Source organism: Sorangium sp. So ce375, from assembly GCF_051473855.1.
Lineage (GTDB): Bacteria > Myxococcota_A > Polyangia > Polyangiales > Polyangiaceae > Sorangium.
Map to the genome: position 1 here is coordinate 10,593,055 of NZ_CP150335.1, position 26,511 is coordinate 10,619,565.

The 26,511-nt window shown below is 71.7% G+C and carries 25 protein-coding genes; 19 read left to right on the forward strand and 6 right to left on the reverse strand.

Annotated features, from left to right (window positions below; translation table 11 throughout):
• Nucleotides 1-20: 20 nt before the first annotated feature.
• Nucleotides 21-1,592, reverse strand: coding sequence for an eCIS core domain-containing protein (locus tag WME90_RS39595; RefSeq protein WP_437277261.1), 1,572 nt, complete (start codon nucleotides 1,590-1,592; stop codon nucleotides 21-23).
• Between the two features lie 599 nt (nucleotides 1,593-2,191).
• Here WME90_RS39595 and WME90_RS39600 point away from each other — a divergent pair.
• From WME90_RS39600 to WME90_RS39690, 19 genes are read left to right on the forward strand one after another with little or no spacing between them, the layout of a single operon-like run.
• Nucleotides 2,192-2,764, forward strand: a complete 573-nt coding sequence (locus WME90_RS39600; RefSeq protein WP_437277262.1) for a DUF4255 domain-containing protein — start codon at nucleotides 2,192-2,194, stop codon at nucleotides 2,762-2,764.
• 15 nt (nucleotides 2,765-2,779) lie between these two features.
• Complete coding sequence (locus tag WME90_RS39605; protein WP_437277263.1) at nucleotides 2,780-3,421, forward strand: MSCRAMM family protein; 642 nt, start codon at nucleotides 2,780-2,782, stop codon at nucleotides 3,419-3,421.
• A gap of 51 nt (nucleotides 3,422-3,472) precedes the next feature.
• Complete coding sequence (locus tag WME90_RS39610; protein WP_437277264.1) at nucleotides 3,473-4,696, forward strand: phage tail sheath family protein; 1,224 nt, start codon at nucleotides 3,473-3,475, stop codon at nucleotides 4,694-4,696.
• A 12-nt stretch (nucleotides 4,697-4,708) separates the two neighbouring features.
• A complete protein-coding gene (locus WME90_RS39615; RefSeq protein WP_437277265.1) occupies nucleotides 4,709-5,971 on the forward strand; it encodes a phage tail sheath family protein in 1,263 nt (420 codons plus the stop codon).
• A gap of 52 nt (nucleotides 5,972-6,023) precedes the next feature.
• Nucleotides 6,024-6,464: a phage tail protein gene (locus WME90_RS39620; protein WP_437277266.1), complete on the forward strand. Its 441-nt coding sequence runs from the start codon at nucleotides 6,024-6,026 to the stop codon at nucleotides 6,462-6,464.
• Nucleotides 6,458-6,832 (forward strand): phage tail assembly protein, encoded by a 375-nt coding sequence (locus tag WME90_RS39625; RefSeq protein ID WP_437277267.1) that lies wholly within the window; start codon nucleotides 6,458-6,460, stop codon nucleotides 6,830-6,832. Before WME90_RS39620 ends, WME90_RS39625 begins: the two co-directional genes overlap by 7 nt.
• Nucleotides 6,833-6,882: 50 nt before the next feature.
• Nucleotides 6,883-6,999, forward strand: a complete 117-nt coding sequence (locus WME90_RS39630; protein WP_437277268.1) for a DUF6760 family protein — start codon at nucleotides 6,883-6,885, stop codon at nucleotides 6,997-6,999.
• Nucleotides 7,000-7,048: 49 nt separating this feature from the next.
• Nucleotides 7,049-7,636: a phage tail protein gene (locus WME90_RS39635; RefSeq protein ID WP_437277269.1), complete on the forward strand. Its 588-nt coding sequence runs from the start codon at nucleotides 7,049-7,051 to the stop codon at nucleotides 7,634-7,636.
• 20 nt (nucleotides 7,637-7,656) lie between these two features.
• A complete protein-coding gene (locus WME90_RS39640; RefSeq protein WP_437277270.1) occupies nucleotides 7,657-8,952 on the forward strand; it encodes a hypothetical protein in 1,296 nt (431 codons plus the stop codon).
• On the forward strand, nucleotides 8,949-9,653 hold the full coding sequence (locus WME90_RS39645) for a CIS tube protein (protein WP_437277271.1): 705 nt from the start codon (nucleotides 8,949-8,951) through the stop codon (nucleotides 9,651-9,653). The genes WME90_RS39640 and WME90_RS39645 overlap by 4 nt, the downstream gene beginning before the upstream one ends.
• Before the next feature lie 9 nt (nucleotides 9,654-9,662).
• Entirely contained in the window at nucleotides 9,663-10,724 is a 1,062-nt protein-coding gene (locus WME90_RS39650) for a phage late control D family protein (RefSeq protein WP_437277272.1), read from the forward strand.
• Nucleotides 10,721-11,419: a phage baseplate assembly protein V gene (locus WME90_RS39655; RefSeq protein WP_437277273.1), complete on the forward strand. Its 699-nt coding sequence runs from the start codon at nucleotides 10,721-10,723 to the stop codon at nucleotides 11,417-11,419. The genes WME90_RS39650 and WME90_RS39655 overlap by 4 nt, the downstream gene beginning before the upstream one ends.
• The gene (locus tag WME90_RS39660; RefSeq protein ID WP_437277274.1) at nucleotides 11,419-11,838 is read left to right on the forward strand and encodes a GPW/gp25 family protein; all 420 of its coding nucleotides are present in this window, start codon (nucleotides 11,419-11,421) and stop codon (nucleotides 11,836-11,838) included. The genes WME90_RS39655 and WME90_RS39660 overlap by 1 nt, the downstream gene beginning before the upstream one ends.
• An 11-nt stretch (nucleotides 11,839-11,849) precedes the next feature.
• Entirely contained in the window at nucleotides 11,850-14,930 is a 3,081-nt protein-coding gene (locus WME90_RS39665; RefSeq protein ID WP_437277275.1) for a putative baseplate assembly protein, read from the forward strand.
• 17 nt (nucleotides 14,931-14,947) lie between these two features.
• A complete protein-coding gene (locus tag WME90_RS39670) occupies nucleotides 14,948-15,976 on the forward strand; it encodes a hypothetical protein (protein WP_437277276.1) in 1,029 nt (342 codons plus the stop codon).
• Nucleotides 15,973-16,674 (forward strand): phage tail protein I, encoded by a 702-nt coding sequence (locus WME90_RS39675; protein ID WP_437277277.1) that lies wholly within the window; start codon nucleotides 15,973-15,975, stop codon nucleotides 16,672-16,674. The genes WME90_RS39670 and WME90_RS39675 overlap by 4 nt, the downstream gene beginning before the upstream one ends.
• Nucleotides 16,675-16,728: 54 nt before the next feature.
• A complete protein-coding gene (locus WME90_RS39680; protein WP_437277278.1) occupies nucleotides 16,729-18,498 on the forward strand; it encodes a tail fiber domain-containing protein in 1,770 nt (589 codons plus the stop codon).
• Entirely contained in the window at nucleotides 18,495-18,710 is a 216-nt protein-coding gene (locus tag WME90_RS39685) for a hypothetical protein (protein ID WP_437277279.1), read from the forward strand. Before WME90_RS39680 ends, WME90_RS39685 begins: the two co-directional genes overlap by 4 nt.
• Nucleotides 18,711-18,733: 23 nt before the next feature.
• Nucleotides 18,734-20,947, forward strand: coding sequence for an ATP-binding protein (locus tag WME90_RS39690; RefSeq protein ID WP_437277280.1), 2,214 nt, complete (start codon nucleotides 18,734-18,736; stop codon nucleotides 20,945-20,947).
• Between the two features lie 150 nt (nucleotides 20,948-21,097).
• Here the strand turns inward: WME90_RS39690 and WME90_RS39695 are convergent, their stop codons facing one another.
• From WME90_RS39695 to WME90_RS39715, 5 genes are all read right to left on the reverse strand, one after another.
• A complete protein-coding gene (locus WME90_RS39695; RefSeq protein WP_437277281.1) occupies nucleotides 21,098-23,080 on the reverse strand; it encodes an ATP-binding protein in 1,983 nt (660 codons plus the stop codon).
• Nucleotides 23,077-23,427 carry a hypothetical protein gene (locus WME90_RS39700; protein WP_437277282.1) on the reverse strand — a complete coding sequence of 117 codons (351 nt, stop codon included), beginning with the start codon at nucleotides 23,425-23,427 and terminating at the stop codon, nucleotides 23,077-23,079. The genes WME90_RS39695 and WME90_RS39700 overlap by 4 nt, the downstream gene beginning before the upstream one ends.
• A 636-nt stretch (nucleotides 23,428-24,063) precedes the next feature.
• Nucleotides 24,064-24,537 (reverse strand): hypothetical protein, encoded by a 474-nt coding sequence (locus tag WME90_RS39705; RefSeq protein ID WP_437277283.1) that lies wholly within the window; start codon nucleotides 24,535-24,537, stop codon nucleotides 24,064-24,066.
• A gap of 441 nt (nucleotides 24,538-24,978) precedes the next feature.
• A complete protein-coding gene (locus WME90_RS39710) occupies nucleotides 24,979-25,386 on the reverse strand; it encodes a hypothetical protein (protein ID WP_437277284.1) in 408 nt (135 codons plus the stop codon).
• Nucleotides 25,387-25,492: 106 nt separating this feature from the next.
• Complete coding sequence (locus tag WME90_RS39715) at nucleotides 25,493-26,263, reverse strand: hypothetical protein (protein ID WP_437277285.1); 771 nt, start codon at nucleotides 26,261-26,263, stop codon at nucleotides 25,493-25,495.
• Nucleotides 26,264-26,511 lie beyond the last annotated feature (248 nt).

Below are 26,511 nucleotides of genomic sequence, written 5' to 3' on the forward strand. Positions count from 1 at the left end.
CTCGGGCGCCTGGCCCGACATCAGAATCGCCCCTGGATGGCCAAGCCCAGGCCCAGGAGCGGCCACCCGTCGTCCTTGCCGCCGGGCCAGCCCGGGACGAGGGGGACGCCCGCCGTGCGCTCCATCGGCGTGTTCTTCCAGCGCGGGTCCTGAGGCGCGAGCTTCTGCATGGTGAGCAGCCCCATGGCCAGGTTGATCTCCATCGGATAGCCGGGGATCGCCTCGGAGCGGAACGAATGCATCGATGCAAAGGGGGGGAGAGGGAGAATGGGCCCCTGCGCCCAGCGGAGCATGCGCGCGACGCTGAACGGGCCCATGTTCGACGCCGGGTCGACCCCGCGGAACGCCTCCTGTATCCGGCGGACGTTGAAATCCGTGAGCGCTTCGGCCCACCAGCCCTCCTCGGGGGCGCCCTCCGGAAACCGGAGCCGCTCGGCGACAAGCCGCTGCGCTTCGAGGAGGTGCGCGGCGCCTCTATCTCCACGATCCCGGTAGGCGGCGGCCATCAGGCGCGCGACACCCTCGATCGTGCTCAGCGCCAGGGAGGCGGCCTGCGCGAAGCCGTGGCGATGGGGGCCGTCCTTGTTCAGCTGCGAATGCCCATCGGGCTTCAGGAGCCTGCTCTTCTCCAGATCCTCGTTCGTCCTCTTACGGCGCTCTTCGTCGCCCGCGTAGGTGGCGAGCTTCTCCTGGAAGGTGACCAGCTGGTCGTGGCCGTCGAAGCTCCCGGTGATGAGGAGGTGCTTCGCGCGCTCTTCCTCCGACATCTGGATGAGCGACAAGAAATTGGAATGAGTAAAGAAATCCTCGATGGCGTGCAGCGCGTCGCCCAGGCGAACCAGGTTGGGGCGTCCGGCGCTGCCCATGCTCTGCTCGAGCTTGTCGTTGATGTACTCGATGGGATCCCCCTGCCCCTGACCGCGGCCGGTGAACCGATTGATCGAGCGATCCCACACATAGTTGTCGAAATGCTCCACAGGCCTGTATCCACCGAAGTCGCCGTACTCGTGGATCAAGGCGGGGTTCGCTATCGCGGGCACCTGGGACATGTCCCTCATCAGATTCCCTCGATAGATCTCCGCGATCTCCTCCTCCGTGAAGACCCCACGGAGCGCCAGCTCCTCGATCACGCGGTGCACGGCGTCGTCGAAAGGAGCCCAGTACGGCGCGGGGCCAGGGCGCACCCGCGCGGGCGGTGAGAGGCCCAGGGTCGCCAGCGCGACGTGATGGGCCTCCGACTCGGCCCCGGCGGGCGCGGGGCCGCCGCGCGGCGCGATCCCGGCCTGCGCCGGGCCGACCCTCGGCTGGGCCACCGCGTGGGCCATCTCGTGGATCATGACGAGGTCCCCCTCGAGCGTCCCCAGCGACGGCGCCGAGGGGGAGAGGAAGCAGTCGCGCCCGAACGTGGCGGCGATGCTCGCCGGGGCGCCGGCAGGGAGCGCGCCGCGGAAGGCCCGGACGCCCTCCGTGGATGCCCCCGTCGCTCGCTCCACGGCGCGGCGGAGGCGGCCAGGAATGGACAGCGTGTGCCCCCCTGCGACCGGGAGCGGCGTCGCCGCCTGGCTCCTCGACGACCGACCCCGCGCCGCCACGGATCTCCTCGGCGCCCACGGCGCCGTGGGCGCCCCCTGCGTCGGGGCGCTCTGCCTTGCTCGCGGCCCACGTGCGATAACGCGCACCATCGAATCCTCCGGTCCTGACAGCGCCATGTCACCGCTGCCGCACAGACCTACTTGGGAACGACTCTAACCTATCAGCTCTCGACGGACGACGCCAAGACGAAACAGGTTTCCAACAATCGACGTCGCCCGCCATCTCGCAAGCTTCCATAAGAATTGCACAGCGCATCTCGTCATCATCCATGACGCCCCGCGCCGCGACGCGCTGCGCGCTCCGTTGCGTGAAGCAAACGTGATGATCGGCCACGCCGGCGTCGGCGCCACCAGCGACGGCCGGAGTTCTCTATCACCCGTCGCCGGCTCCTCCGCGTCGCAAAGGCGGGATCTGTTGTCTTGAGCAAACATCAGCAGAGATCGTGGCGTCACGAGCGAGACGCCACGACTCACGTGCTGATCCCGTCGTCGACCGCCTGCTCACGGCATCTAGCCTGTTTGACAACTCGACTCATGGAAGCGAATGTTCACACCATCGTTCAGCCCCGGCCGCGCGGCGGCGGGAGACACGGAGTAGCATGTTCAACGATCTGGACAGCACGCTGGCCGAGTTGCTCCGCCGCGAGCTCCCGCCGGAGATCGTGTCGCAGGTGAGCATCACGTTCGCCGCGCCAGGCAACGACTTCCCGCCGGCGTCGGTGACGCTCCCGGCCATCGATCTCTTTCTCCACGAGCTCACGGAGCACCGCGAGCTGCGCGCGACCGAGGCGTGGGTGGAGCGGAGCGCGGACGGCGCGGTGACGCGCACGCCGCCTCCGCTGCGCGTCGACTGTCGCTATCTCGTCACGGCGTGGGGGACGGCCAACGCGCCGCGGCCCGAGGAGGACGAGCACCGCCTGCTGGGCGAGGCGCTGCGCGTGCTCCACCGCCACCGCGAGCTCCCGCGCGAGGCGCTGCAAGGCAGCCTCAAATCGCAGGCGTTCCCGGTGCGGACAGCCGTGCTCGCCCCGGGGAACGAGCGCGCGAACGGCGATTTCTGGCAGGCCCTCGGCGGCAAGCCGCGGGCCGCGTTCAGCTTCACCGTGACCATCGCCGTCGACCCGCGCCCGCCGGAGGACGCGGGCCGCGTCGTGCTCTCCACCCAGGGTTGAGGAGCGAGGGAGACCATGCCGAGCCTTCTTCAAATCCAGAGTCGCGTCCACCAGGCCGCGATCGCGGGGCGCGTGATCGATCAGGAGACCGAGCAGCCGGTCGCGGGCGTCCATGTGGTCATCACCGGGATGCCCACCGCGCTCTCACGAGAGCTCGCCATGGCGGCGCTCCGCCACGGCGGCGCGTGGGGCTCCCTCGTCGAGCGGCCGGATCGCACGCGCACCGCGCGGGACGGCTGTTATCGATTCGTGGACTTGCCCGACGGAGATTACGTCCTATCGTATACGGTCCCCGGCGGCGCGCGGCGCTACGGGGACGCCACGCGGGACTTCACGATCGCGCGCGGCGCAGAGGGCGAGCTCGCGGCGCAGCTCGCGGAGATCGCCCTGCCGCCGACCGGGGTTCGAGGGATCATCCACGGGCCCGTGCAGGGGACGCCCGAGGCGCTGCCGCTCGCGCGCGTGCGCGTCGCGGGCACCGGGGAAGAGGCCTATTGCGACTCGCAGGGTCGATTCTACCTGACCGGCGTCGAGGTGGGCGAGCGCGCGCTGCAATTCAGCGCGTCAGGCTTCCTGCTCGCCACGGTCGACGTCCAGATCACGAAGGGTGTCATCGCCGATATCGGCACAGTCTTGCTCGACGCGGCTCCGGTCTAGACCGCGCCGCCGAACCAGGCAACCGTCAACTGAACGCTGGAGTGTGAGAACATGGCCAACTATAGTTCACCGGGCGTGTACGTGGAGCAGGTTCCGTCCGGCTCTGCTCCTATCGCCGGCGTCGGCACGAGCACCGCGGGCTTCGTGGGCGCATTCACCCAGACCCTCACGGTCCCGAACCCGATCTACGACTCGAGCATCACGGACACGAACGATCCAAGGCACAACCAGACCATCACCGAGACCATCCCGACGGCCCCGGGCGAGGTCAAGCTCATCACCAACTTCTCGGAGTTCAAGGCCGCCTTCAAGGGCTTCCTGGACAACAGCGCGCACCAGCCGCTCGCGCACGCCGTCAACGGCTTCTTCCTCAACGGCGGTACGCGCTGCTATGTCGCCTATGTCGTGCCCCCGGCGTCGCCGGCGTTGCCCGATATCACGGGCGTGCTCGAGCGCTTCGAGTCGATCGACGAGATCGCCATCGTCGCGTCACCCGGGCTCGCGATCAGCGCGGCGCGCACCGCGCTCAAGGATCATTGCGAGAAGATGGGGACCCGCGTGGCGATCCTCGAAACGGAGGAGTTCGGCAACGTCGCGGCCGCGCTCTCGGCGCTGGACCCGGACGCCGCGGGCAGCACGCTCCCCTCGTTCTCCGACAGCACGGCGCTCTATTTCCCCTGGATCGAGGTCTTCGACCCCGCCTCGAAGACGAACAAGTTCGTCCCGCCGAGCGGGCACATCGCGGGCATCTACGCGCGGGTCGACGCGCAGCGGGGCGTGCACAAGGCCCCGGCGAACGAGCCGATCCGCGGCGCGCTCGGCGTGCGACACGCGATCAGCAAATCGCAGCAGGAGGGGCTGAACCCTCAGGGCGTCAACGCCATCCGCTCCGTGAACGGCGCCGTCAAGGTCTGGGGGGCGCGCACGCTGGGCGGCGACGAGAACGGCGAGTTCAAGTACCTCAATGTCCGCCGCCTGTTCAACTTCGTGCGCGGGTCGATCGATCAGGGCATGCAGTGGGCCGTCTTCGAGCCCAACAACCCCGACCTCTGGGCGAAGATCACGCGCAACACCGCGGCCTTCCTCACCACCGTCTGGGCGGCAGGGGGCCTGTTCGGGGACAAGCCCGAGCAAGCGTTCTACGTCAAGTGCGACGCGGAGACGAACCCGCCGGCGCAGCGGGATCTCGGCCAGGTCGTCACGGAGATCGGCATCGCCATCGTCCGGCCAGCCGAGTTCGTGATCTTCCGGCTCGGGCAGACGGCGGGGAGCTGAGCGGGGACCATCATGGCTGCTTCGACCGAGATCCTCGCGCCGGGCGTTTACCTCGAGGAGGCGCCGCGGCGACCGACGCCGGCGCTCGAGACGGGCGTGCCGCTCTTCCTGGGGCAGCTCTCGGTCCTCGGCGGGGCCCTCGCGCCGTTCGAGGGCGGCGGGAGCGTGGTCCCGCTGGATCGCGCGGCGTGGAACGCGCTCGAGATCCGCTCCGCCGCGTCCGCGGAGGTCGCGGACCTCCGCTTCACGGGCGCGGCCAGGGGCACGGCGTGGGCCGAGGGCTACCTCGGCTTCGCGGTGCGCGGCTTCTTCGAGAACGGCGGCCGCCGCTGCTACATCGCGGCGCCTCCCGCGCCCCTCGCGGGCGCGTTCGAGGCGCTCGACGCGGTGGAGGACTTCGATCTGGTCTGCGCGCCGGATCTCCCCGCCACGGCCGGGGGCCTGCTCGCGGCGCTCGTGGGCTTCTTCGAGCAGCGGCCCCCGCGGCGGTTCTTCGTCCTCCACGCGCCCGGGGACGCGCTCACGGCCGCCGCGCTCGACGCGCCGTTCCGGAGCGAGTGCGCCGCGCTCTACGCGCCCTGGGTCCGGGTGCGCGGCTGCCCGATCTGCAAGGGATCGGGCCGGATCGAGGCCTGGGCGTGCAACGGCTGCGCGGGGACGGGCGACGGCTTCGTCCCGCCCGCCGGCCACGTGGCGGGCGTCTATGCGCGCACCGACCGGAGGGTCGGCGCGCACAAGGCGCCCGCGAACGAGGTGGTGGAGGGGGTCCTCGACCTCGCCGCCCACCTCGACGACGCGGCGCTCGTCGAGCTCAAGGGCAAGGGCGTCAACGCCCTGCGCGCCTTGCCAGGGCGCGGCGTCCGGGTCTGGGGAGCGCGCACGCTGGCGAGCAGCGACCAGCTGGCGCTCCACGGATCGAGCTTTGCCCACGTGAACGCGCGCCGCGTGCTCATCACGGTCGCCCGGTGGCTCGAGCAGACCATGGCGGCCGTCGCGTTCGAGCCGAACGACCTCCGGCTGTGGGCCCGGATCGGCCGTGAGACGTCCGCGTTCCTGGAGGCGCTCCACCGGAGGGGCGCGCTCGCAGGCGCGACGGCGGACGAGGCGTTCTACGTCCGCTGCGACGCAGAGACAAACCCGGCCGCGACGCGCGACCAGGGAATGGTGGTGACCGAGGTGGGGCTCTCGCTCGCGAGGCCCAGTGAGTTCGTGGTCGTGCGCCTGGTCTCGGGCGCCGCCGGCGCGTCTATCGCCGGCGCGCCCGCCGGCCGGTGACGCACTTTGAAGGACGCTCCGAGAGATCGTCGAAGCACTCGAGAGGGAAACCATGGCAATTGATCGCAAGGATCCGTTCAACGGCTACAACTTCGCGGTGGAGCTCGACGGGATCACCCGGATGGGCTTCAAGCAGGCGTCGGGGCTCGACAGCTCGAGCGCGGCGGTGAAGTACCGAGAGGGCACCGATCCCACGCTGGCGCAGCGCCAGCTCCCGGGGCTCCTGTCGTTCTCGAACATCTCGCTCCAGCGCGGCGTCACCGACGACCGCGCGCTCTGGGACTGGCGCGACAGCGTGGCCACGGGCACGCCGCTCCGGCGGACGATCTCGGTCATCCTGCGCGACGACGCGGGCAACGAGAAGATCCGCTGGAACATCCGCAACTGCTGGCCGATCAAGTGGTCGGGGCCGAGCTTCGACGCGGCGAGCGACGCGGTGGCCGTCGAGACGCTCGAGCTCGCGCACGAGGGCGTCGAGGTGCAGAAGTGGTAGGAGCCGCGCCCGCGGAGTTCCCGTTCACGCTGCCGCACGGGTTCACGGGCCCGGACGGCGCCGTGCACCGCGAGGGGGCGATGCGTCTGGCCACGGCCTTCGACGAGATCGCCCCGCTCAAGGACCCGCGCGTGCAGGCGAACCCGGGCTATCTGGTGATCATCCTCCTCTCGAGGGTGGTCACCAGGCTCGGCACCCTCGAGTTCGTGAACCCGAAGGTCATGGAGGGCCTGCTCTCGGGGGATCTCATGTTCTTGCAGGACCTCTATCGGCGCATCAACGAGAACGGCCACGCGCGCCTCGTCGTGAGCTGTCCTCATTGCCAGGGAGAGTTCGAGGTGGAGACGAGCCCTCTGGGGGAAGCCTGAGCTACCCCTCGGATCGCCTGTTCGAGGAGGTAGCTTATCTGTCCCATTACATGCGCTGGTCGTACGACGAGGTGATGCGCCTCGATCACCGCGAGAGGCAGCGGTGGGTGACGGAGGTCGCGCGGATGAACCAGCAGATCAACGAGGAGGCCGCGCGCCGCCCGTAACGGCGGCGCGCGGCCGGCACAACCATCCTGGAGATAAGGATACGAGATCATGGCCTTTGGTTTCGGAGTCAGCGCCAGCGTCAACGTGAACGCCACTGTGGGCCTCGGCGCCGCCGCCGGGCTGAGCGCGGTGTTCTCGGCCGCCGCAGGGACGCTCGGGGCCCGCCTCGATCCGTACCTCGGCTGCAATTTCCTGATCGAGATCGAGGGGCTGCTCTCCGGGGGCTTCCGCGAGGTGCGGGGGCTCGAGAGCAGCGTGGAGATCAAGGAGTACGCCGAGGGGGGCGAGAACGGCTTTCTGCACAGGCTCCCGGGCCCCGTGCGGCACGCGAACCTCGTGCTCGCGCGCGGGCTCGTCGATCTCGACACGATGTGGTCCTGGTACGACGACGTCGCTCGCGGGATCATCGTCCGTCGCAACCTCACGCTCATGCTGCTCGACGGGCGACGGCTGCCCGCGATGTGGTGGAACGTCCGCGAGGCGCTGCCGGTCAAGTGGGTCGGCCCGACGCTGAACGCCGGCAGCGACGGCGAGGTGGCGACGGAGACCATCGAGCTCGTGCACCGGGGCATCGTCAAGCCCACGGCGAGCCGCGCGCTCACGGCGGTGCGCGCCGGGGCCGGGCAGCTCCTCTGAGGAGCGAGGGCGAAACCACCATGAGCGCTGCAGCGTGGCAAGAGAGCGTGAATCCGGTGCTGCTCGAGCGGCTCCTCAGGCCGCTCGTCGCTCCCGGGGTGATCTCGCTCGCGCTGGTGCGGCGCATCCTGCGCGGCGTCGAGCGCTTCTCGGCGCGGCTGCCGCTGCTCGCCCACCTCGCGCGGCGGCGCGGCCAGGCGGGCGGGCTGCGCGTGAACGAGGTGCCGATCGTCCACGGCCGCTGGGTCGCGCCGCCGCGGCCGGAGCCGAGCGCGCCGGCGCTGGCGCCGGCGGCGACGCGCGAGGTCATCGTGGTGAAGGCCGCGCCCGCGGCGCGCCCGGACGAGGGCGCGGGGCGGCTCGGCGCGCCTGCCGCCCCCGCGGCCGCCGGCGCGGCGCTTGTCCATGTCACGGTCCGCGCTGCGGCGGCGACGAGCGCGGGCGCGCCGCAGGCAGGTGAGGAGCGGGCGAGGCGGGAGGCGAGCGCCGCGCCCGCCGCGCCGGCGGCGCCTCGCGCAGCGTTCGATCCGGATCGGGCGCCCTCGCCCGTCGCAGGGGGCGCGACAGCGACGTTGCCGGTCGTGACCTCGGCGCCCTTGCCCGTCGCGCTCGCGGCGCGCCCGGCCGTCGGTGCGCCGCTGCCGCTCGTCCTGGCCGCACCAGCGCAGCGGGCCGCCGCGCCGCTGCCCGCTGCGCCGCGGGCCGCCTCTGCGGCTGTCGCGCCGTCCTCGCGGCCCGTCGTGGCGCCCCGCTCGCCGGCGCGCTCGCTCGCTCCCTTGGAGGCGCGCGCGCAGCTGCCCCATGCACCGCTGTCGCGCGGCGCCCAGGCGCCCCTCCGGCCCGCGCGCAGCGTGGACGACGCCCTGGTCGCGCTGGGCGATGGGCCGCGGCGCCCCGTGGTGCAGCCGTCGCCCGCGCAGCGCGGCGCTGCTGCCGCCGCTGCGGCGCCGGGGCCCCTGCCCCATGGCGCGCCGCCGCTGCCGCGCGTCGCGCCGGCGCCCGAGCCGGCCGCGCCCCGGCCCGATCACCTGCCGCACGTGCGCGTCGCAGGCGGCCGCGCCGAGGCCCAGGCCGCGGCCGCGCCGGACAGCGCCGCTCCCGTCGCGGCGCCGGGCGCCCCGATGCTCCCGCCGCGCGCCGTGCCCGTCGCCGCGGCGACCCCGGTCGTCCCGGGATCCGTCTCCCCCCTCGCGGCGGCGCCCGGCCCTGTCGCGGGCGCCCTGGGCATGGATCTCGAGACCCTCGTCGACAAGGTGCAACGCAAGCTCGTCCGGCGCATGTCCGCGGAGCGCGAGCGCAGAGGAGGATTTCGATGACCCTCGAGAAGCTCACAATTCATCACGAGAAGGATCAGCAGAACAACTTCGTCCTTCTGGAGCCCGGGGCTTATTTCAACCCGAATCAGCTCGTCTACAGCAAGAGCGTGACGTGGGCTCCGAGCTACACCACCGGAGCCGCGAAGTACCGCCCGGGCTTCGAGATGCTCTATCAGTCCTCGGCGCCCGAGACGCTCACCCTCGAGCTCTTCTTCGACACGTACGCGCGGGGCGGCGCCGGGGGCGACCTCCTCGGGTTATTGCCCTCGTTCGGCGCGGGGCTGGGCGCGGAGAGCGTCGTGAAGGCCACGGACGCCGTCGCGAACCTCGCCAAGCAGGACATCGAGCTGCACCGCCCGCCTGTCTGCAGGCTGTCCTGGGGCGCGTTCACGCTGTTCCAGGGCGTCCTCCAGCAAGCCTCGCGCACCTACCTGCTCTTCCTCGACGACGGCACGCCGGTGCGCGCCACCATGAGCTGCACCTTCGTGGAGCACCCGGGGCAGCCCCTCGTGTCGGACGAGCAGCACTCGCCCGACGTGGCGAAGAAGCACGTTGTGCGCCCGGGCGACACGCTGATGGGCATCGCGGCCGCGCTGTACGGCGACAGGTCCGCGTGGCGCCGCATCGCCGAGGCGAACCGCATCGACGACCCGCGGCGCATCTCGCCCGGGCAGACCCTCACCATCCCCCGGATCCGCTGAGCGAGCGCCATGCCTGACGCACAGAGCAGAACCCCCGACGTCGCCGTCCTCCTCAACGGGCGCCCCTTGCCCGAGGAGGCCTATCGTGACCTGCGCGACGTGGCGGTGCAGGAGGATCTGGACGCGCCCTCGCAGCTCACCCTGCGCCTGTCGGCGTGGAACGACGAGCGGCGGAGCCTCTCGTGGGCCGAGGACGATCTCTTCGATATCGGCGGCGAGATCGAGCTCCAGCTCGGCTATTCGGGCAAGCTCGATACGATGCTCTTCGGCGACATCATGCGCCTGGAGCTCGATCTCCAGGGGGGCGAGTCGCCGTCGTTCGTGGTGAGCGCGTGCGACCGGCGCTACCGGATGCAGCGCGGCAGGAAGAAGCGTAAACCGTTCGTCAAGATCAAGGACAGCGACATCGCCGCCGAGATCGCGAGGGACAAGGATTATGGCCTGACCCCGGACGTCGTCGACAGCGGCATCCAGCTCGATCACGTCGAGCAGGATCGCGTCTCCGACTACGATTTCCTGCGGCAGCGCGCGTCGTTGATCGGCTACGAGGTGCTCGTCCGGGGCAAGGCGCTCCACTTCCAGCCGCGCAGGCACGGCGCCGCGCCGGACCTCGTCATGGAGGCGGGCAGCGACCTCCTCGAGTTCTCCGCGCAGATGTCGGTCGGCGACATCCCGAGCGCGGTCGAGGTGCGCGGCTGGGACCCCAAGACGAAGTCGCCCATCATCGGCAGGGCGGCGGCCGCGGATCAATCGTCGATGGGCAAGGTCGCCGCGGCCGCGGCCGCGCAGCGGGCGCTCGGCGACGCGCCGCTCGTGATCGCGGACAGGAACGTCGCCACGCAGGAGGAGGCCGACCGGATCGCCCGCGAGCAGCTCGAGGCGGCCGCGCTCGGCTTCGTGCAGGCGAGCGGCGCGTGCCTCGGCCGGCCCGACCTCAGGGCCGGCATCGTCATCGAGGTGAAGAGCGTCGGGCGCTTCGAGGGCAGGTATTACGTGACCTCCACGTCCCATAGCTATTCCCCGCAGCGGGGTTATCGGACCAGCTTCTCCGCGAGGAGGAACGCGACATGAACGGCTTTGAGCTGCTCGAGCCCTACTACGAGCCCGGGCGCCGTCGAGAGGCGCCGATCCACGGCGTGGCCATCGGGGTCGTGACCAACACGCAGGATCCCGAGGGGCTCGGCCGGGTGAGGCTGAAGTTCCCGTGGCTCGCCGAGGCCGACGAGAGCAACTGGGCGCGCGTCGCGGCGCCGATGGCCGGCGACGGCCGCGGGGTCTATTTCGGCCTGGAGGTGGACGACGAGGTGCTCGTCGCGTTCGAGCACGGCAGCCTCGAGCGCCCCTTCGTCGTCGGCGCGCTCTGGAACGGGAAGGACAGGCCGCCTGCCGAGAACGATGACGGCAAGAACAACGTGCGTGTCATCAAATCGCGCAGCGGACACACGATCGTGCTCGACGACACCGAAGGAGCGGAGAAGATCACGATCGCGGACGGCACCGGCAAGAACACGATCGTGATCGACGGGCCGGCGGGCTCGATCGCGATCACCTCGGACAAGGACCTTGCCATACAGGCGAAGGGCGGCGTCACCATCGACGCGGGCGACGGCGATCTGGCCATCAAGTGCAAGGCGCTCTCCGTGGAGGCGAGGCAGTCGTTCGCTATCACGGGCGGGCAAGACGGCAGGGTGGAGGCGCAATCGGGCCTCGCGCTCGAGTGCCTCGCGGGGATCGACATGAACAGCGGCGCGCTGGAGGTGCGGTGATGGACAATACGGATGACGGCTTCCTGGGCAGCGGCTGGGCCTTCGGGCTGGACGAGGGGGCGCCCGGCGTCGGGCTCGATCCGGGCAGCGCCATCGCCGCGGCGAGCGGCGAGGACAAGGTCCGCCAGTCGATATGGCTCCTCCTCTCGACGGCGCGGGGCGAGCGCATCGGGCGGCCCGATTTCGGCTGTGGCCTTCACGAGCTCGTGTTCGCGCCGCGCACGACGGGCACGCTCGGGGAGGTCCGCCGCGCGGTGACCGAGGCGCTCGATCGATGGGAGCCGCGCGTCGCGCTGCTCGGCGTCGATGCCCGGCTGCACCCCGCCGACCCGGCGGGGATCCTCATCGACATCCAGTACGAGGTCCGCGCGACGAACAGCCGCCAGAACCTCGTCTTTCCCTTCTACCTCTCGACCTGACCGGTGGTGTGATGCAGAGCCCCGACCGCCCCCTGATCGCTGGTGCGCCGCACGACGACATCGCCGCGCGGACCGAGAAGCTCGCGCAAGCGCTCTCGCCGTGGAGGCCGCCCGCGGGCGACGCGGCCGATCCCGGCCGCGCGCTCATCCGCGTGTTCGATCGCATGGCCCGCCACGCGCTCGAACGGCTCAACCGCGTGCCGGAGCGGAGCTTCGTCGCGTTCCTCAACCTCGTCGGCGTCGAGCCCACGCCGCCGCGCCCGGCGCGCGTCCCGCTCACGTTCACGCTCGTGCAGCGCTCGAGCGCGGAGCCCGTGGTGCCCGAGGGCACGCGCGTGGGCGCCGCCGCGGTCCCGGGCGACACGCGCGAGATCGTGTTCGAGACCGAGCGCGAGCTCGCCACGACGCGCGCGGAGCTCAAAGCCGTCTTCGTCCGCGATCCCGACGGCGACCGCTACGCGGATCGCACCGCCGCCGCGGCGGGCGCGGGCTTCTATGACGCGCTCGCGGGCGACCGGCCGGTGGAGCACGCCCTCTACCTGGCCGACGACGCGATCCTCGGCGCGCCCGCGGGCACCCCGGTCACCGTCACGCTCGAGATCGCGGCGGCCGAGCGGGCGCGCTTCCACGCCCTGCACGCGTTGGCGCTGCCCCCGCTCGCCGGCGACGCGGCCTACCAGCAGAGCCCGCCCGAGCCGCCGCTCGTGAGCTGGTCGTACTGGAACGGCGCCGGATGGCAGGAGCTCGTGTGCACGCCGAGCCTCGACGGCGGCTCGACCACGGCGTGGAACCTCGGCTTCGCGATCCCCGCCGACATGGCGGCCACCACCGTCGCCGGCCGGACCGCGCGCTTCCTGCGCGCCGATCTCGTGGCGTGGCCGCTCGATCCGATCCCCCAGATCCAGGCCGTGAGGATGCGCGCGGAGATCACGTGGCCCGCGGCGGGCGGGATCGCGCCGGATCTCGCGCTGGCGATCGGCCGCAAGGCGGACCTCTCGTTGGACTTCCGCCCGCTCGGCGAGCGCCCTCGCGTGGGCGACACGTTCTATGTGGCGAGCGCGGCGGTGCTCTCGCGCGCGGGGGCGCAGGTCACGGTAACGGTGACGCCGAGCCCCGCGATGGCGCCCCTCCGCACCACGGAGGACCCGACGCTCGCGTGGGAGGTGTCCACGGCGTCGGGCTGGGTGCGCGTCGTCTCCCCGGACATGAAGAAGACCGGCGCCGCGGACGCGACCTTCCCGTCGATGCACCAGAACAACGCCATTCACACGGTGACGTTCACGCTGCCGGCCAATGTCGCGCCCGCCGAGGTGCTCGGCAAACAGGCGTACTGGCTGCGGATCCGCCTCGTGCAGAACGATTATGGCAAGGGGATCCAGGTCGGCTCCACGATCACCGACGACGGGTACCGGCCGCCGATCCTCGCCGCGCTCTCGCTCCGCTACACCCAGACGGTCACGAGCAACACGCCATTCTGCGTCTCGCGCGACGATTTCGCGCTCGTGGAGCACCAGCCCGGCGCCGCGTTCGCCCCGTGGCGGCGGCTCGCGGCTGGCCGCGCCATCTACTTCGGCTTCAACCAGCCCTTCGCCAACCGGGACAACCTGCTGTATCTGCAGGTCGAGCCGATCTCGAGCGGCGCGGCGCTGCTCGAGGCCCCGGGCGGGGCGCCGGCGAAGCTCGTCTGGGAATACGCGACCGCCGCCGCGGCCGGCGGGATCGCGGCCGGCGACGACGCGCTCGGCTGGAAGGCGCTCTTCCCCGCGGACGAGACGCGCGACCTCGCCCAGAGCGGCCTCGTCGCGTTCATCGGCCCGACAGATCTCGCGCCCTGCGCGCGGTTCGGCCAGGAGCTCTTCTGGCTCCGCGCGCGGCTCGCGGAGGGCTCGTTCGCGGTATCGCCGCGGCTCGGCCGCGTGCTCACGAACACCGTGTGGGCGACGCACGCGACGACGATCAAGGGCGAGGTGCTCGGATCGAGCGACGGCGGCGCGGGCCTCACGTTCGCGCTGTCGCACCGCCCGGTGCTGGAGGGCCAGCGCATCGAGGTGCTCGAGCCGGCGGCGCCTCCTCCGGAGGAGCGCGCCGAGCTCGAGCGGCTCGAGGGGCCGGACGCCGTGCGCGCCGTCGGCGCGCCGGGCGGAGCGCAGGAGATCTGGGTGCGGTGGCACGAGGTACAGGACTTCCACGGCTCGGGGCCGCGCGACCGCCATTACCGCCTGGATCGCCGGACCGGCGAGGTGCGCTTCGGCGACGGGCAGCGCGGCATGGCGCCCCCCCGCGGGGTGCGCAGCGTGCGGGCCGCGGTCTACCGCGCGGGCGGCGGCGCCGACGGCAACCGGCCGGCGGGCGCGCTCACGCAGCTCAAGACCACGGTCGCCTACGTCGACGGCGCGCTGAACCACGAGCCCGCGACCGCGGGCACGGAGTGGGAGGCCGACGCGCGCGTGGCGGAGCGCGGCCCGCGGGTCCTGCGCCACCGGGGCCGCGGGGTCACGGCCGAGGACATCGAGGATCTCGCGCGCGAGGCCTCGCCCGCCGTGGCGCGCGCCCGGGCCATCACGCCGCGGTTCTCGCCGTTCCAGCTCGCGGAGCTGGAGGACGACGACGTCGCGTTCGAGGCGGCGATCGAGGGCGGCGGGCACGTCACCGTGCTCGTCGTGCCGAGCAGCCCCGAGGTGCCGCCGCGGCCGAGCATGGGCCTCTTGATGGATGTGGAGGACTATTTGCGAAGGCGGAGCCCCGCGACCGCCGCGCTGCGCGTCGTCGGGCCCGAGTGGCTGAAGGTGAGCGCGCACGTCCGGCTCGTCCCCGCGACGCTCGAGGGCGTGGACGATCTCCGCGGAAGGGTGCTGCGCGCCCTCACCGACTTCTTGCACCCGCTCACGGGCGCGCCCGGCGGGGTCGGCTGGCAGTTCGGGGAGCTCCCGCACGTCTCCGATATCTATCGATTGCTGTTCTCGATCGCCGGCGTCGAGAGCGTGATTTCCGTGGACCTGACCGAGACGCCGCTCGCGGGCGACCCGGAGGACGCCGCGTGGAGCGCGCGCGCCCTCGTGTACTCGGGGTCTCACGCCATCGAGATCGTCTAGCCGGAGAGGAGGCTTCGATGCCCATTGCGCTGCCTGAGCTCGACAACAAGACGTACGAGGAGCTGGTCGAGGAGGCCCGTGCGGCCATTCCCACGATCGATCCCGCCTGGACCGACCACAACCCCTCCGACCCGGGGATCGCGCTCGTCGAGCTCTTCGCCTGGCTGACGGAGATGCTCGTCTATCGCACGGGGAGGATCCCGGAGGCGAGCACGCGCACCTTCCTGCGGATCCTCGACGTGGAGGGCGCCGGATCGAGGCAGGCATTGCCGCTCGACGAGGCGGTTCACGGCGCCATCGTCGACCTGCGAGAGCGGTACCGCGCGGTCAGCCTGGACGATTTCGAGTACATCGCGCGACACCACTGGCCGATATCGTCCATAGCGGCGGCGCACGATGCGACGGCTGGGTCGCCCGGCGCTCCGGCCAGCGCGCTCGCGCAGGTGCGGGCGCTGTCCGGCTGCGATCTCACGGACGCGCTCTCACCGCAATGGGACAGGACAGGACATGTGAGCCTCGTCGTGGTCCCGCGCCATGTGCCCGGGGCGCCGCCCGGGAGCGACGCGGCCCGGTGGCCTTTGCCGGCGCAGGCGCTCCGCGACGCGATCGAGCTCTTCATGCGCTCGCGGCTGCTCGCCGGCACGCGCTTCCACGCGGTCGCGCCGGCGTACGTGAGCATGAGCCTCACGGCGACGCTCCACATCAAGGACGACGCGCGGGCGGCCGACGTGCGGAGCGCGGCGGCCACGGCGCTCGAGGCCTATTTCGACCCGCTGGAGGGCGGACGGGGGGGCGGCGGGTGGCCGTTCGGGCGCGGCGTCTATGTCTCGGAGATCTACGCGACGCTCGACGGCGTCCGCGGGGTGGAGTTCGCCGACGCGGTCGTGCTGTCCGCGCCGGGCGTGCCCCCTGAGCGGATCGTCGGCGCGCCCGGGAGCCCGGACGCCGTGCTGTTGCAGCCGCACCAACTGCCGCGCTTCGAGGTGGAGGCGGGCGATCTCGTGATCAAGGAGCGCGTCGGCGACGCGTGGGTGGAGGTAACGTGAGCAGCTACCTGCATTACTTGCCTGCCGTCCTGCGGCAGGGGTCGTTCCTCGGGCAGTTCCTGCGCGCCTTCGAGGCGGTGCTGAGCGGGCTCGATCTGAGCCAGCTCCCGGAGGGTGAGCTGCCGCTGAGCCCCGTGGAGCGAGCGGACCTCGCGGCGGCCGACAGGCAGGGCCTCTCGCTGCCGGCGGGCTTCGCCACAGCGGGCCAGATCGTCGGGCTCGAGCAGCTCCTCGGGAGCGTGCAGGCCTTCTTCGATCCGGACGAGGTCCCCGAGGATTTCCTGCCCTGGCTCGCGCAGTGGGTGGCGACCAGCCTGCGCGACGACTGGAGCGCCCAGACACAGCGCCAGTTCATCCGCTCCATCGTCCCGCTCTACAACGTGCGGGGCACCGTCTTCGGGATGGCGGAGGTGCTCCGGCTGTCCGGCGATCCCGCGCAGATCGTCGAGCCCCCGGACCGGACGCATTACTTCAAGGTGATCGTCACGGTGCAGGACGGCGACCCGCACGAGATCAACCGCAAGCTGCGCCGGGTGCGGGCGATCATCGACCGCGAGAAGCCGGCGCACACCTGTTATGCGCTGGAGACCATCGCGCCGGCGATGCAGATCAACAACAGCGGTCCTGCGGCGAGGCCCGAGTTCGGTCCGGGCATCATCGTCGGTACGAACACGCTCCTCGGGACCGAGACGGACTGAGGTCAGGCGCGCTCGTCGAGCGAGACTCAATGTAGAACGGATGGAGAAAGCACCATGCCCGATCAATGGATGTCACCCAAGTATGAGCTTCCCGGAACGGTCACCTCGCGGGTCCGCTACTTCGATGGCCAGTACCTGAAGGACCAGGACTTCATCGACGAGCAGAACCACCACACCGATCGGCGGCACCGGCACGAGCGGCTCCTCCACGTCGCGGGGATCCTCGAGGGCCTGAACGTCACCGTCAACGCGGGCGTGCTCACCGTGTCACCGGGCGCGGCGGTCGACGACACGGGGCGGCAGATCCTGCTCGAGACGGCGCGGACGGTGAACGTGACCCCGGCTGGAAACGGGACATGGTTCCTCAGGATGCTCTTTGACGAGCTGGGCGATCGGATCCCGAACGACAACCTGGGAGCCCCCGAGGCGACGCGCTTCAAGCAGACGCCGCTCATCGAGGTCGTCGCGCTGAACGCTAACGTCCCCCACCAGATCGTGCTCGGCACGGTCCAGAGGACATCGGGCGTGGTCTCGGTCGGCCCGGAGGGGCGCATTTACTCGGGCTTGCGGCTCCCCGGGCCGAGCCAGACGAGCTTCGCGCTGCGGGCGAAGGGCGACGGGAGCCCTGGCTGGGCGGAGCTGAACGCGAGCTTGAGCATCACCGGCGATGCCAGTGTCACGGGGAATTGTGCGGCACGACGGCTCGACGTCATCACGCCGAGCGGAGTGCCGAAGGGCGCCATCGGGGCGTTCGACGAGGATATCGACGGGCAAGTCTTCAGGAATTTCGTTATCTTCGCCTCGAATGCGGAAGCGTCGAACCAGATGCTCTTGCGCGCCCCCAGCTTCATCTTCGAGACGTACCAAAGCGCGAACGTGCTCGACATTGAAAGCAGCGCTTTTTCGCCGAGGCGACTCTATATCACCGACGACGGCAGGGTAGCTATCGGAGGCTCGTTGCCCCAAACGAGCGCGCGCCTCACGGTGGACGGGGACACGCGCGTTTCCATGGGGAGCCTCGCCGTCGACACCTCGACCACCTCCGGTTTGACGCTCAATTCCACTTCTGTGGCGCCGAGCGGCGGAGATACTTCGCGCTCGTTCATCGTCAACAGTACCGGTGCCACAAAGGCGCTCGTCCTCGTCGGAAATACAGGGGGAGGCAGCAGCCGGTCTCGCGTCGAGGTCCGCCAGGATCTCCGCGTCACAGGCGACCTGACGACGGTTGGCAGCGCGAGCTCCGCAACCTTGGGCGTCAGCGGCAACGCGAGCGCAGGGGCCTTGACCGTCAGCGGCAACACGACCCTCGCGAACCTGACCATCAGCGGCATAGCGAGCGCCCAGAACTTGACGGTCTACGGCAGCGTGAGCGCCGCGACCCTGAGCGTCAGCGGCAACGCGAGCCTCGGCTCGACGGCAGGCAGCACGGTCGACATCGGCAAGCTCTCTGGCACCACGGTGAACATCGGCCTCGCCGGCGCCACGGTCAACCTGCGCGGGAACGTCACGACCAATAGTGGGGTAACGGTCACCTCCGCAGCGGCCTTGAAGGACCACATCCAGGCCCTCCCGGCCGAGGAGGCCCTGTCCGTCTTCCGCAACCTGACGCCCGTCACCTACGCCTACAAGGACGACCCGGAGCAGCGCCTCCAGGTGGGCTTCATCGCCGAGGACGTGCCCGATCTCGTGGGCACCCCCGACCGGAAAGCCATTGCTCCCTTCAGCATCCTCGCCGTGCTCACCCGGGCCGTGCAAGCGCACGACCAGGCCCTCCAGGCGCTCGAGCGTCGCCTCGACGCGATGAAAGGAAACCCCGTCCAATGAAGCACCACCTCGAAGAACGAATGAAGCAGCTCCAGGCCGAATACGACGCCGGCCAGAAGGTGGTCGCCGACCTCGACGCCCGGCGCCAGGGCGTCGCGAGCACGCTCCTGCGCATCGAGGGGGCCATGCAGGTCCTCCGCGAGGTGCTCGAGCAAGAGCGCTCCGGCGAGGCCTCGGGCGGCGCCGCCGCGGAGGCGCCTCCGGCCGGCTGAGCCGGCGCGGCGAGATCGCACCCATGCCCCTCTCCCCCGTCGAGCACCGCCCCCCGATGCGCCCCGCCGCGCCGTTCGCGAGCTCGCTCGAGCACCTGCGCGCCGAGCTCGACCGCATCGCGCTGCTCCTGCGCATCGCGGTCGCCAGGCCGGCCCCGGGCGGCGGGGCGCGCGGGCCCGCGCTCTCCCCCGAGGAGGAGCTCTTCGCGCTGCTCGACCGGGGCGTGCGCCCCGGCGGCGCCGCCCCGACCCACCTCACGCCCGCCCTGGCCGAGGCCGAGGCCGCCGCGGACGCCATGGCCGCGGACATCGCGCGCCACTGCGACGAGAGCGCGCGCCGCGGCGTCCCGCTGCGCCTCGCCGACCTCGCCGAGCGGTTCGCGCTCTCTCGGCTCGACCTCGACCTCCTGCTCCTCGCGCTGCTCGCCGAGCTCGACCGCGACGCCGGGCGCCTGCTCGCCCTCGTCGACCCCGACGGCGGGGGCCAGGCGACCGCCGGCGCCGCGGTCGAGTGCCTCGCGCCCGCGCTCGAGGCGCGCCTCGCCGCGCGCGCGCGCCTCTCGCCGCGCGCCCCGCTCCTCCGTCACGAGCTCGTGCACCTGCGCGCCGATCCGTCGGCCCCCCGCGCCTCGCTGCTCGCGCACGCCGTCGTTGTGGACGAGCGCATCGCCGCCTACCTCCACGGCGACGACCAGCTCGACGCGCGCCTCGCCCCGCACGCCCGCCTCGACGAGCCCCGCGCGCGGCTCGACGACCTGCTCCTGCCCGCCTCCCTCAAGGAGGGCCTCGCGCGCTTCGTCACGGCGCAGGGCGGCGCGGGCGGGCCCATCGTGTACCTCCAGGGCCCCTACGGCGCGGGCAAGCGCGCCACGGCGGAGGCGCTCTGCCGGCTGCTCGGCGCGCGGCTCGTGGCGGTCGACTGCGCGGGCCTGCTCGCCGCGGGCGAGCCGGATCTCGCGCGCGCCGCGCGCCTCGCCGCGCGCGAGGCGCGGCTCGCCGGCGCGGCGCTGCACCTCGTCGCGGCCGACGCCGTCCTCGACGAGGCCCGCCCCGCCGCGCGCGCCGCGCTGCTCGCGGCGATCGCCGCGCACGAAGGCCCCGTCTTCCTCTCCGGCGACGCGCCGTTCGAGCCCGCCGGCGCCCTCGGCGGCCGCGCGTTCGTCCGGGCCGAGCTGCCCCGCCCGGGCGCGGCGGAGCAGGCAGAGCTCTGGTCGCGCGCGCTCGGCGAGCGCCGCGCGCCCGACGTCGACCTCGAGGCCCTGACCGGCGCCTTCCGGCTCACCGGCGGCCAGATCCGCGACGCGGCCGACGCCGCGCGGAGCCTCGCCCGGCTCCGCGGCGCGGCGGACGGGCCCGTGTCCATGGCCGACGTCACCGCCGCGTGCCGGCTGCGCCACGGCCGCAAGCTCGCCGCCCTCGCGCGCCGCATCCCGCCGCAGTTCGGCTGGGACGACCTCGTCCTCCCGCCGGATCGCAAGGCCGCGCTGCGCGAGGTCTGCCTGCAGCTCAAGCACCGGAGCCGCGTGCTCGGCGCGTGGGGCTTCGAGCGGAAGCTCGGCCCCGGCCGCCCGCTCTCGGCGCTCTTCTCGGGGCCGCCGGGCACGGGGAAGACGATGGCCGCGGGCGTCATCGCCGGCGAGCTCGGCGTCGAGCTGTTCCACATCGATCTGAGCCGCGTCGTGAGCAAGTACATCGGCGAGACCGAGAAGCACCTCGCCGAGCTCTTCGCCGACGCCGAGGCCGCGAACGCCGCGCTCTTCTTCGACGAGGCCGACGCGCTCTTCGGCAAGCGCACCGAGGTGCGCGACGCGCACGATCGCTACGCCAACCAGGAGACCAGCTACCTGCTCCAGCGCGTCGACGCCTACGACGGCGTGGTCATCCTCGCCACGAACCTCGTGAAGAACGTGGACGAGGCGTTCGTGCGCAGGCTCGGCTTCGTCATCGAGTTCCCTGCGCCCGGGCCCGCGGAGCGGCTCAAGATCTGGCAGAAGATCTGGCCCGCCGAGGCGCCGCTCGGCCCCGACGTCGATCTGGCCTTCCTCGCGGATCGGATCGATCTGTCGGGCGGCTACATCCGCAACGTCGCGCTCGCCGCGTCGTTCCTCGCGGCCGAGGAGGGCGCGCCGATCGGCATGCGGCACCTCGTGCACGCGGCGCGGCGCGAGTACCAGAAGATGGGCAAGGTGGTCGACGCGGGCCGGCTCGTCCTGCCGGCGAGCCGGGAGCCGCGGTGAGCCGCGCCCGTCGCGGCGGCGCGCGCACGGACACCGTGGAGGCCCCGCGGTGAGCCGCGCCCGTCGCGGCGGCGCGCGCCCGGACACCGTGGAGGCTCGCCGGCGCAACGGGTGCTCGACGCGAGCGCCGGGCGGAGCGGGCCGGGGCGCTCAGCCGCCCTCCGCCCTCACCTCGCCTCGCCCGAGCTTCTCGTACTCGGCCCGGGCCGCGGCGAGCACGTGATCCATCCGGATGGGCGTCCCCGCCTCGGCGGCGAGGAACGCGGCGCGGAGCGCGACGTTCCGGATGCTGCCCGCGGTCAGGCTCATCTGCGCGAGCCGCTCGACGTCGAGCCCCACGACCGGCGCCCGGGGCGGGAACGCGCGCCGCCAGAGCGCGGCCCGCTCCGCCGGGCCCGGCAGCGGGAAGCGCACCACGAACCGGAGCCGGCGCAGGAACGCGGGGTCCAGGTTGCGCTCGAGGTTCGTCGTGAGGATCGCCAGGCCCCGGTACGCCTCGATGCGCTGGAGCAGGTAGGCGACCTCCATGTTCGCGTAGCGGTCCACGGTGTCCCGCACCTCGCCGCGCCGGCCGAAGAGCGCTTCGGCCTCGTCGAAGAGGAGGATCGCGGCGCCCCGCTCGGCCGCGTCGAAGACGCGCCGCAGGTTCTTCTCCGTCTCGCCGATGTACCTGCTGACGAGCTGGCTCAGGTCGACGCGGTGCAGATCGAGCCGCAGCTCGGCCGCGAGCACCTCGGCCGCCATGGTCTTGCCCGTGCCGCTCGGCCCCGCGAAGAGCGCGCCGGCGCCGAGCCCGCGCGCGCCGCGCTCGGCGAACCCGAAGGCGCCGTGCACCGTGCCGCGCTGCCGGTGCGACGCCGCGATCTCGCGCAGCGACGCGCGCGCGGCCTCGGGCAGCACCAGGTCGTCCCACGTGGCGGCCGGCTCGATGCGCTGGGTGAGCTCGTCGAGCGCGGGCCGCGCCTCGGCGCGGCAGGCGTCCCACAGCGCGACGTCCGGATCGGCGCCGTCGCCCGCGCTCGCCGCGGCCGCGGCGGCGCTCCGGAGGGCGGGCTCGTCGAGATCGAACTGCGCGACGAGCCGGTCGATCAGGCCGCCCTGCGCCGCCGGGAGCACCTGCCGCCAGAGCGCGGCCTGCTCCTGGGCGGCGGGGCGCGACACCTCGAACGCCGCGTCCGGCGCGCGGCCGAGCCGCAGGCGCTCGCGCGCGCTCACGAGCACGGGGCCGGGCAGGCCGTCGAGCAGGCGGCCCACGAGGCCGGCCCGCGCGGCGTCGGTCGCGTCGAGATCATCGGCCTCGACGAGCAGCGCGGAGGACGAGAGCACCGCCTCACGGCCGAGCAGCCGGCACACGAGCTGGGCGTCCTGCCGCGCGGCGAGCGCGTCGGCCGAGAGCGCGAGCAGGCCGAGGCCGACCGAGGCGCACGCGGCCGCGGCGACCGCGCGGCGCGACGCCGGATCCGCGCCGGTGAGGCTCACGATCGGCCGCGCGCCGCCGGAGGCCTCCGCGCCGCCGGAGGCCTCCGCGGCGCGGAGGGCGTCGCCGATCCGCGCGGCGAGGCGCGCCTGCGAGGGGGCGAGCGGGGCCGCGACCGGCGCCACGGGCGCCACGGGCGCCACGGGCGCGACGAGCCCGACGAGCCGCTCCTCGGGGTGCTCGACGCCCGCGATGAAGTGCAGCACGCGCTCGCTGATGCGCAGCGGGCTCAGCGTCAACGTCTCTCCCTGACCGACCTCGATGAGCTGCATGCGCCTGAGGGGCGCGCCCGGCCCGAGGGCGCCCCAGTGCGCGTCCGGCAGCGCCGCGAGCGCGAGGCTGAAGGTGGGGGCGACGCGCAGCGGATCGCCCTGCGCGGCCGCGCAGCGCGCGGCGAAGGAGGCGTCGAGCTCGACCCCCGCGCAGAGCAGCAGGAGATCGCGCTCGAACGGCGACAGATCGAACAGGGCCGCCACCCGGTCGATCGCCGAGGGGGCGCGCAGGGCGTCGGCCGCCTCGGCGATGGCGCGCCGGGCCTCGTCCTCGCCGCCGGATCCGGGCGAGAGCAGGCACCCGAGCGCCGCGAGGCGCGCGACGAGGTACCGCCGGTTGGCCTCGTGCCAATCGGCCTCGTCCTGCGCGTCCGCCGCGGTCATTGCCCGCTCACCCTGGGCTGGGCGACGGCCACCACGACGCTCCCCAGAGGGGCGTTCGCCGCCGACATGCACAGCCCGACGCTGTCCGTGGTGAGCGCGCTGTCGCCGGCAGCCCTGCTGCGCGCGCTCGGCACGATCCATTTCACGGTCACGCAGGGCGGGGAGCTGCCGGCCAGGGCGCACCCGCTGACGAGGAAGGTGTCGGAGGCGCGCGCGAGGGCGCCGCCCATCGCCTGGGAGCGGACGTTGGACGAAACGATGCTCACCGTGCCGCCATGCGGGCACAAAAGGACGCTCGAAGCCGTGAGGAGCTGGGCCATCACCTTCCCTCCGGGGTTGCCGGGCACGCCGCCGCGCACCTCGCGGCGAGCGAGCGCGCGTGTGCTTGAGAAGCCTAGTTGTAGCGTGGATCCTGGCGTATCCGCAAGCAACGCGGGCCGCTCGGGCGGCATTGCGACGCCGGCGTCGAGGCATTGGTGACGCCATTCATCGCGGCATCTCTCGCCCGGAAGAAGGGCCGTCAGGCGCGGCCGACCGGCCTATCGCTGGCGTACGCTAGAGGACCGATGACGTTTGAGTCGCGAGGAAATCAACAGAAGGGAAGAGCAACCGCAAGGGCGCGAGGGGCGCAAGGGGAAGGCAAGAAAATATCTCGTCTCTCGTCTCTCGTCCCTTGCGCCCCTTGCGCCCTTGCGGTTGCTCTCCTTCCCGCATTCCTTGCCCTTGGAGCTTGCTTCTCGGAAGAACGGTTGGGCATCGCAGCTTAATGAATTCAGACAGCATTCAATCTGTTCGGCGCCCTAGTCTCGACTCGGGCACAGCTGCCTCGTGTCAGGCAGCTGTGCCCGAGTCGAGACCAGCGAGGCGCCGCGTGGCTCGAGGGCGTGAAATGCGGCGGATGGCGCGGCAGCGACTGTGGAGTGGATAATGCGCGGAGTGCCCGGGCTGAGCGTCGAGCGCGGGGGAGGAAGCGGTCGCGGCGCTCACTTCCAGAACTCCCACCATCGCCTGGCGGCTTCCGCCATACGAACCGCTTCCGCGAAGATGACGGAGGGGGCACGCTCGACGTCCGGCCCCTCCTCGAAGATCAGCTGTTCGTCGTCCAAGCGGTACAGCTGAAACACGTTGTATGACTCCCCCGACACGAGCTCGACCACGACTTGAACCGCATCGACGTCCTCCAGTGATCCGCGTGGCCGGACGCGCACGTCCCGATATACCGCGGCCGCTCGTAGGTGCTCTGTCACGGCCTTCTGCCTCAGCCGGCTGATGAGCAGGTTCGATCCATCGCTGCCGCCCTGCGCTGCGACCCCGATGTCGTACTTCCCGTTGGGCTGGACCGCGATGAATCCGGGGAGAAACGAGCCATCTTGAAGGAGCGCGCGCCGCGCCAAGTCGAGCGACCGCTCGACGAGCCGCTGGATCTCGAATCGCTTGGCGTGAGGATCTTTGCTCATGGACCGCGCCTCCTGCTCCGACGATGGGCGACGGGCCTGCCAGGATCGATGGGCCCACGCGCGTCACACGCCGACCGTTACATCAATGATGTGATCGCCAGCAAGAAGAAGGTGAACTCAGGAGAGCGGTGGGCGCGCGTTATGATCCGAGGAAACGATCCGCGGTTTTCACTCACGGCATAATGCCAAGCACGAGGAGCGCATCCGCCCAGAGCGGCCAGAGGGTGCGGGAGGGGTGGGTTGCCAGCAGGAGGCCACCACTGGGAAGGCGCCGGACGTAATAGGGCGAGTGGCGCTCGATGAACCGGACGTGCCTCCCCGTGGCGACCCTCACCTCGTAGGAGGGCTCGCCCTCCCTCATGGGTCGACGGCCTCGAGAACGCCTGGCTCGCTCCAGGACTCCGACCACCGCTCTTCACGCGCCGCCTCGCGCCTCCTGCTTCAATGCGACTCCGCGAAGATGACGGAGGGTGCCTGCTCGATCTCCGGTTTGTCGTAGACGACCTGCCCCGTGTCGTTCCTGCGATAGAGCTGGAACACATGGACCGCTTCCCCCGAGGCGAGCTCCACGACGGCATGGATGGCGTCCACGTCCTCCGATGCGCCTCGTTCGCGGACCCGCACGTCTCGATAGAGCGCGACCGCTCGGAGCTCCTCGGCCGCCGCGCGCTGCCGGAACGCGGTCGTGAGGAGCGTCCAGCCGTCAACACCGCCGTGCGGCGCCACGCCGAGGGCATACTTCCCGGCGGCGTCGACCGCGATGGAACCGGGAAGAAATGTCCCCTGTTCCTCCAGAGCACTCCTTGCAACGTCGAGCACCAGCTCAACGAGACGCGAGAGCTCGCCCATCCTTTCGTGACGTCCGTTATTCATAGACAATAGGACCGATTCTACTCGGCCGAGAGGCCTTGATGAAATGCAGTGAGCCGCGAGGCGGAGCGGACATGTCCTTTCGTCATGACGTGATACCGAGCAAGAAGAGGGTGTCCGCCCAGAGCGGCCAGAGCGTGCGGTAGGGGTGGGTCGCCAGAATGACGCCGCCGTTCGGGGTGCGCCGTACGTGGTAGGGGGCGTGGCGCTCGATGAACTGGACGTGCTTGCGCGAGGTGACGTCCGCCTCGTAGGTGGGCGCGCCCGCCTTCGTGGCTGCGATGGTCTCAAGGGCGGCCGATTCGACCGAGCGCCATGCGTCGTCCGGTACTGCAGAGGCTTCGAGCGCATCGAGGAGCAGGCTCGGAGGCGTATCAAGCGCCTTGATGACGGTTTCGCGCGTGAGCTCGGCGTCTCCCTCGATGGCGGCGCGCGCTCCGCGACGAACAGCCTCGGCGCGCGTAGGCCGCGTGTCTCTCGATGCCGCTGCGGCCCAGTCCATCCGCATGTGCTGGCGCACAAGCTCGACATCGCCTGCGATACCGACACATGCCCCATGCGGAGCAGCGTCGATGCACGCGCGTAGCGAGTCGAGCGACATGCCCGCTGTACATGGCGTCTTGTAACCCTCGTACAGATGGACCCATGAGAGGGCCAGGTCGCGCGCGATCGATGCGACGTCAGCGTGGTAGGTCGCGCACGTCTCGGCAGGGGCGCCCCAGTCCCCGACACCCACGCACGCGCCGGTCTTCACGCGCGCATGCACCTCCGGCGCGCAGAGGCGGATCAGGAGATCCTCGATGTCCTGCTGGGCTTGCATCGACGCGATCGCCGCCTCGATCTCCACGCCGCCCACGCTCCCGCCTAAGGCGATCTCGAGGCGCCACGGGAGCACATCCCTCCGGTCGAACGGCGACCCGCGCAGCGGGCCGGATGGGGACCGGTGCTCGTACTCCGCGCCGAAGCACTCGATGTCGAAGCAAGGCCAACGCCCAGACCTCAGCTGCACTCCGAAGTCGACGGAGACGTGCGTATTCGCAGCAAAGGCGGCACGTGTCACCGTGACAACCTCGTCGATGAGAATCGAGCGACGCCATATCCTGG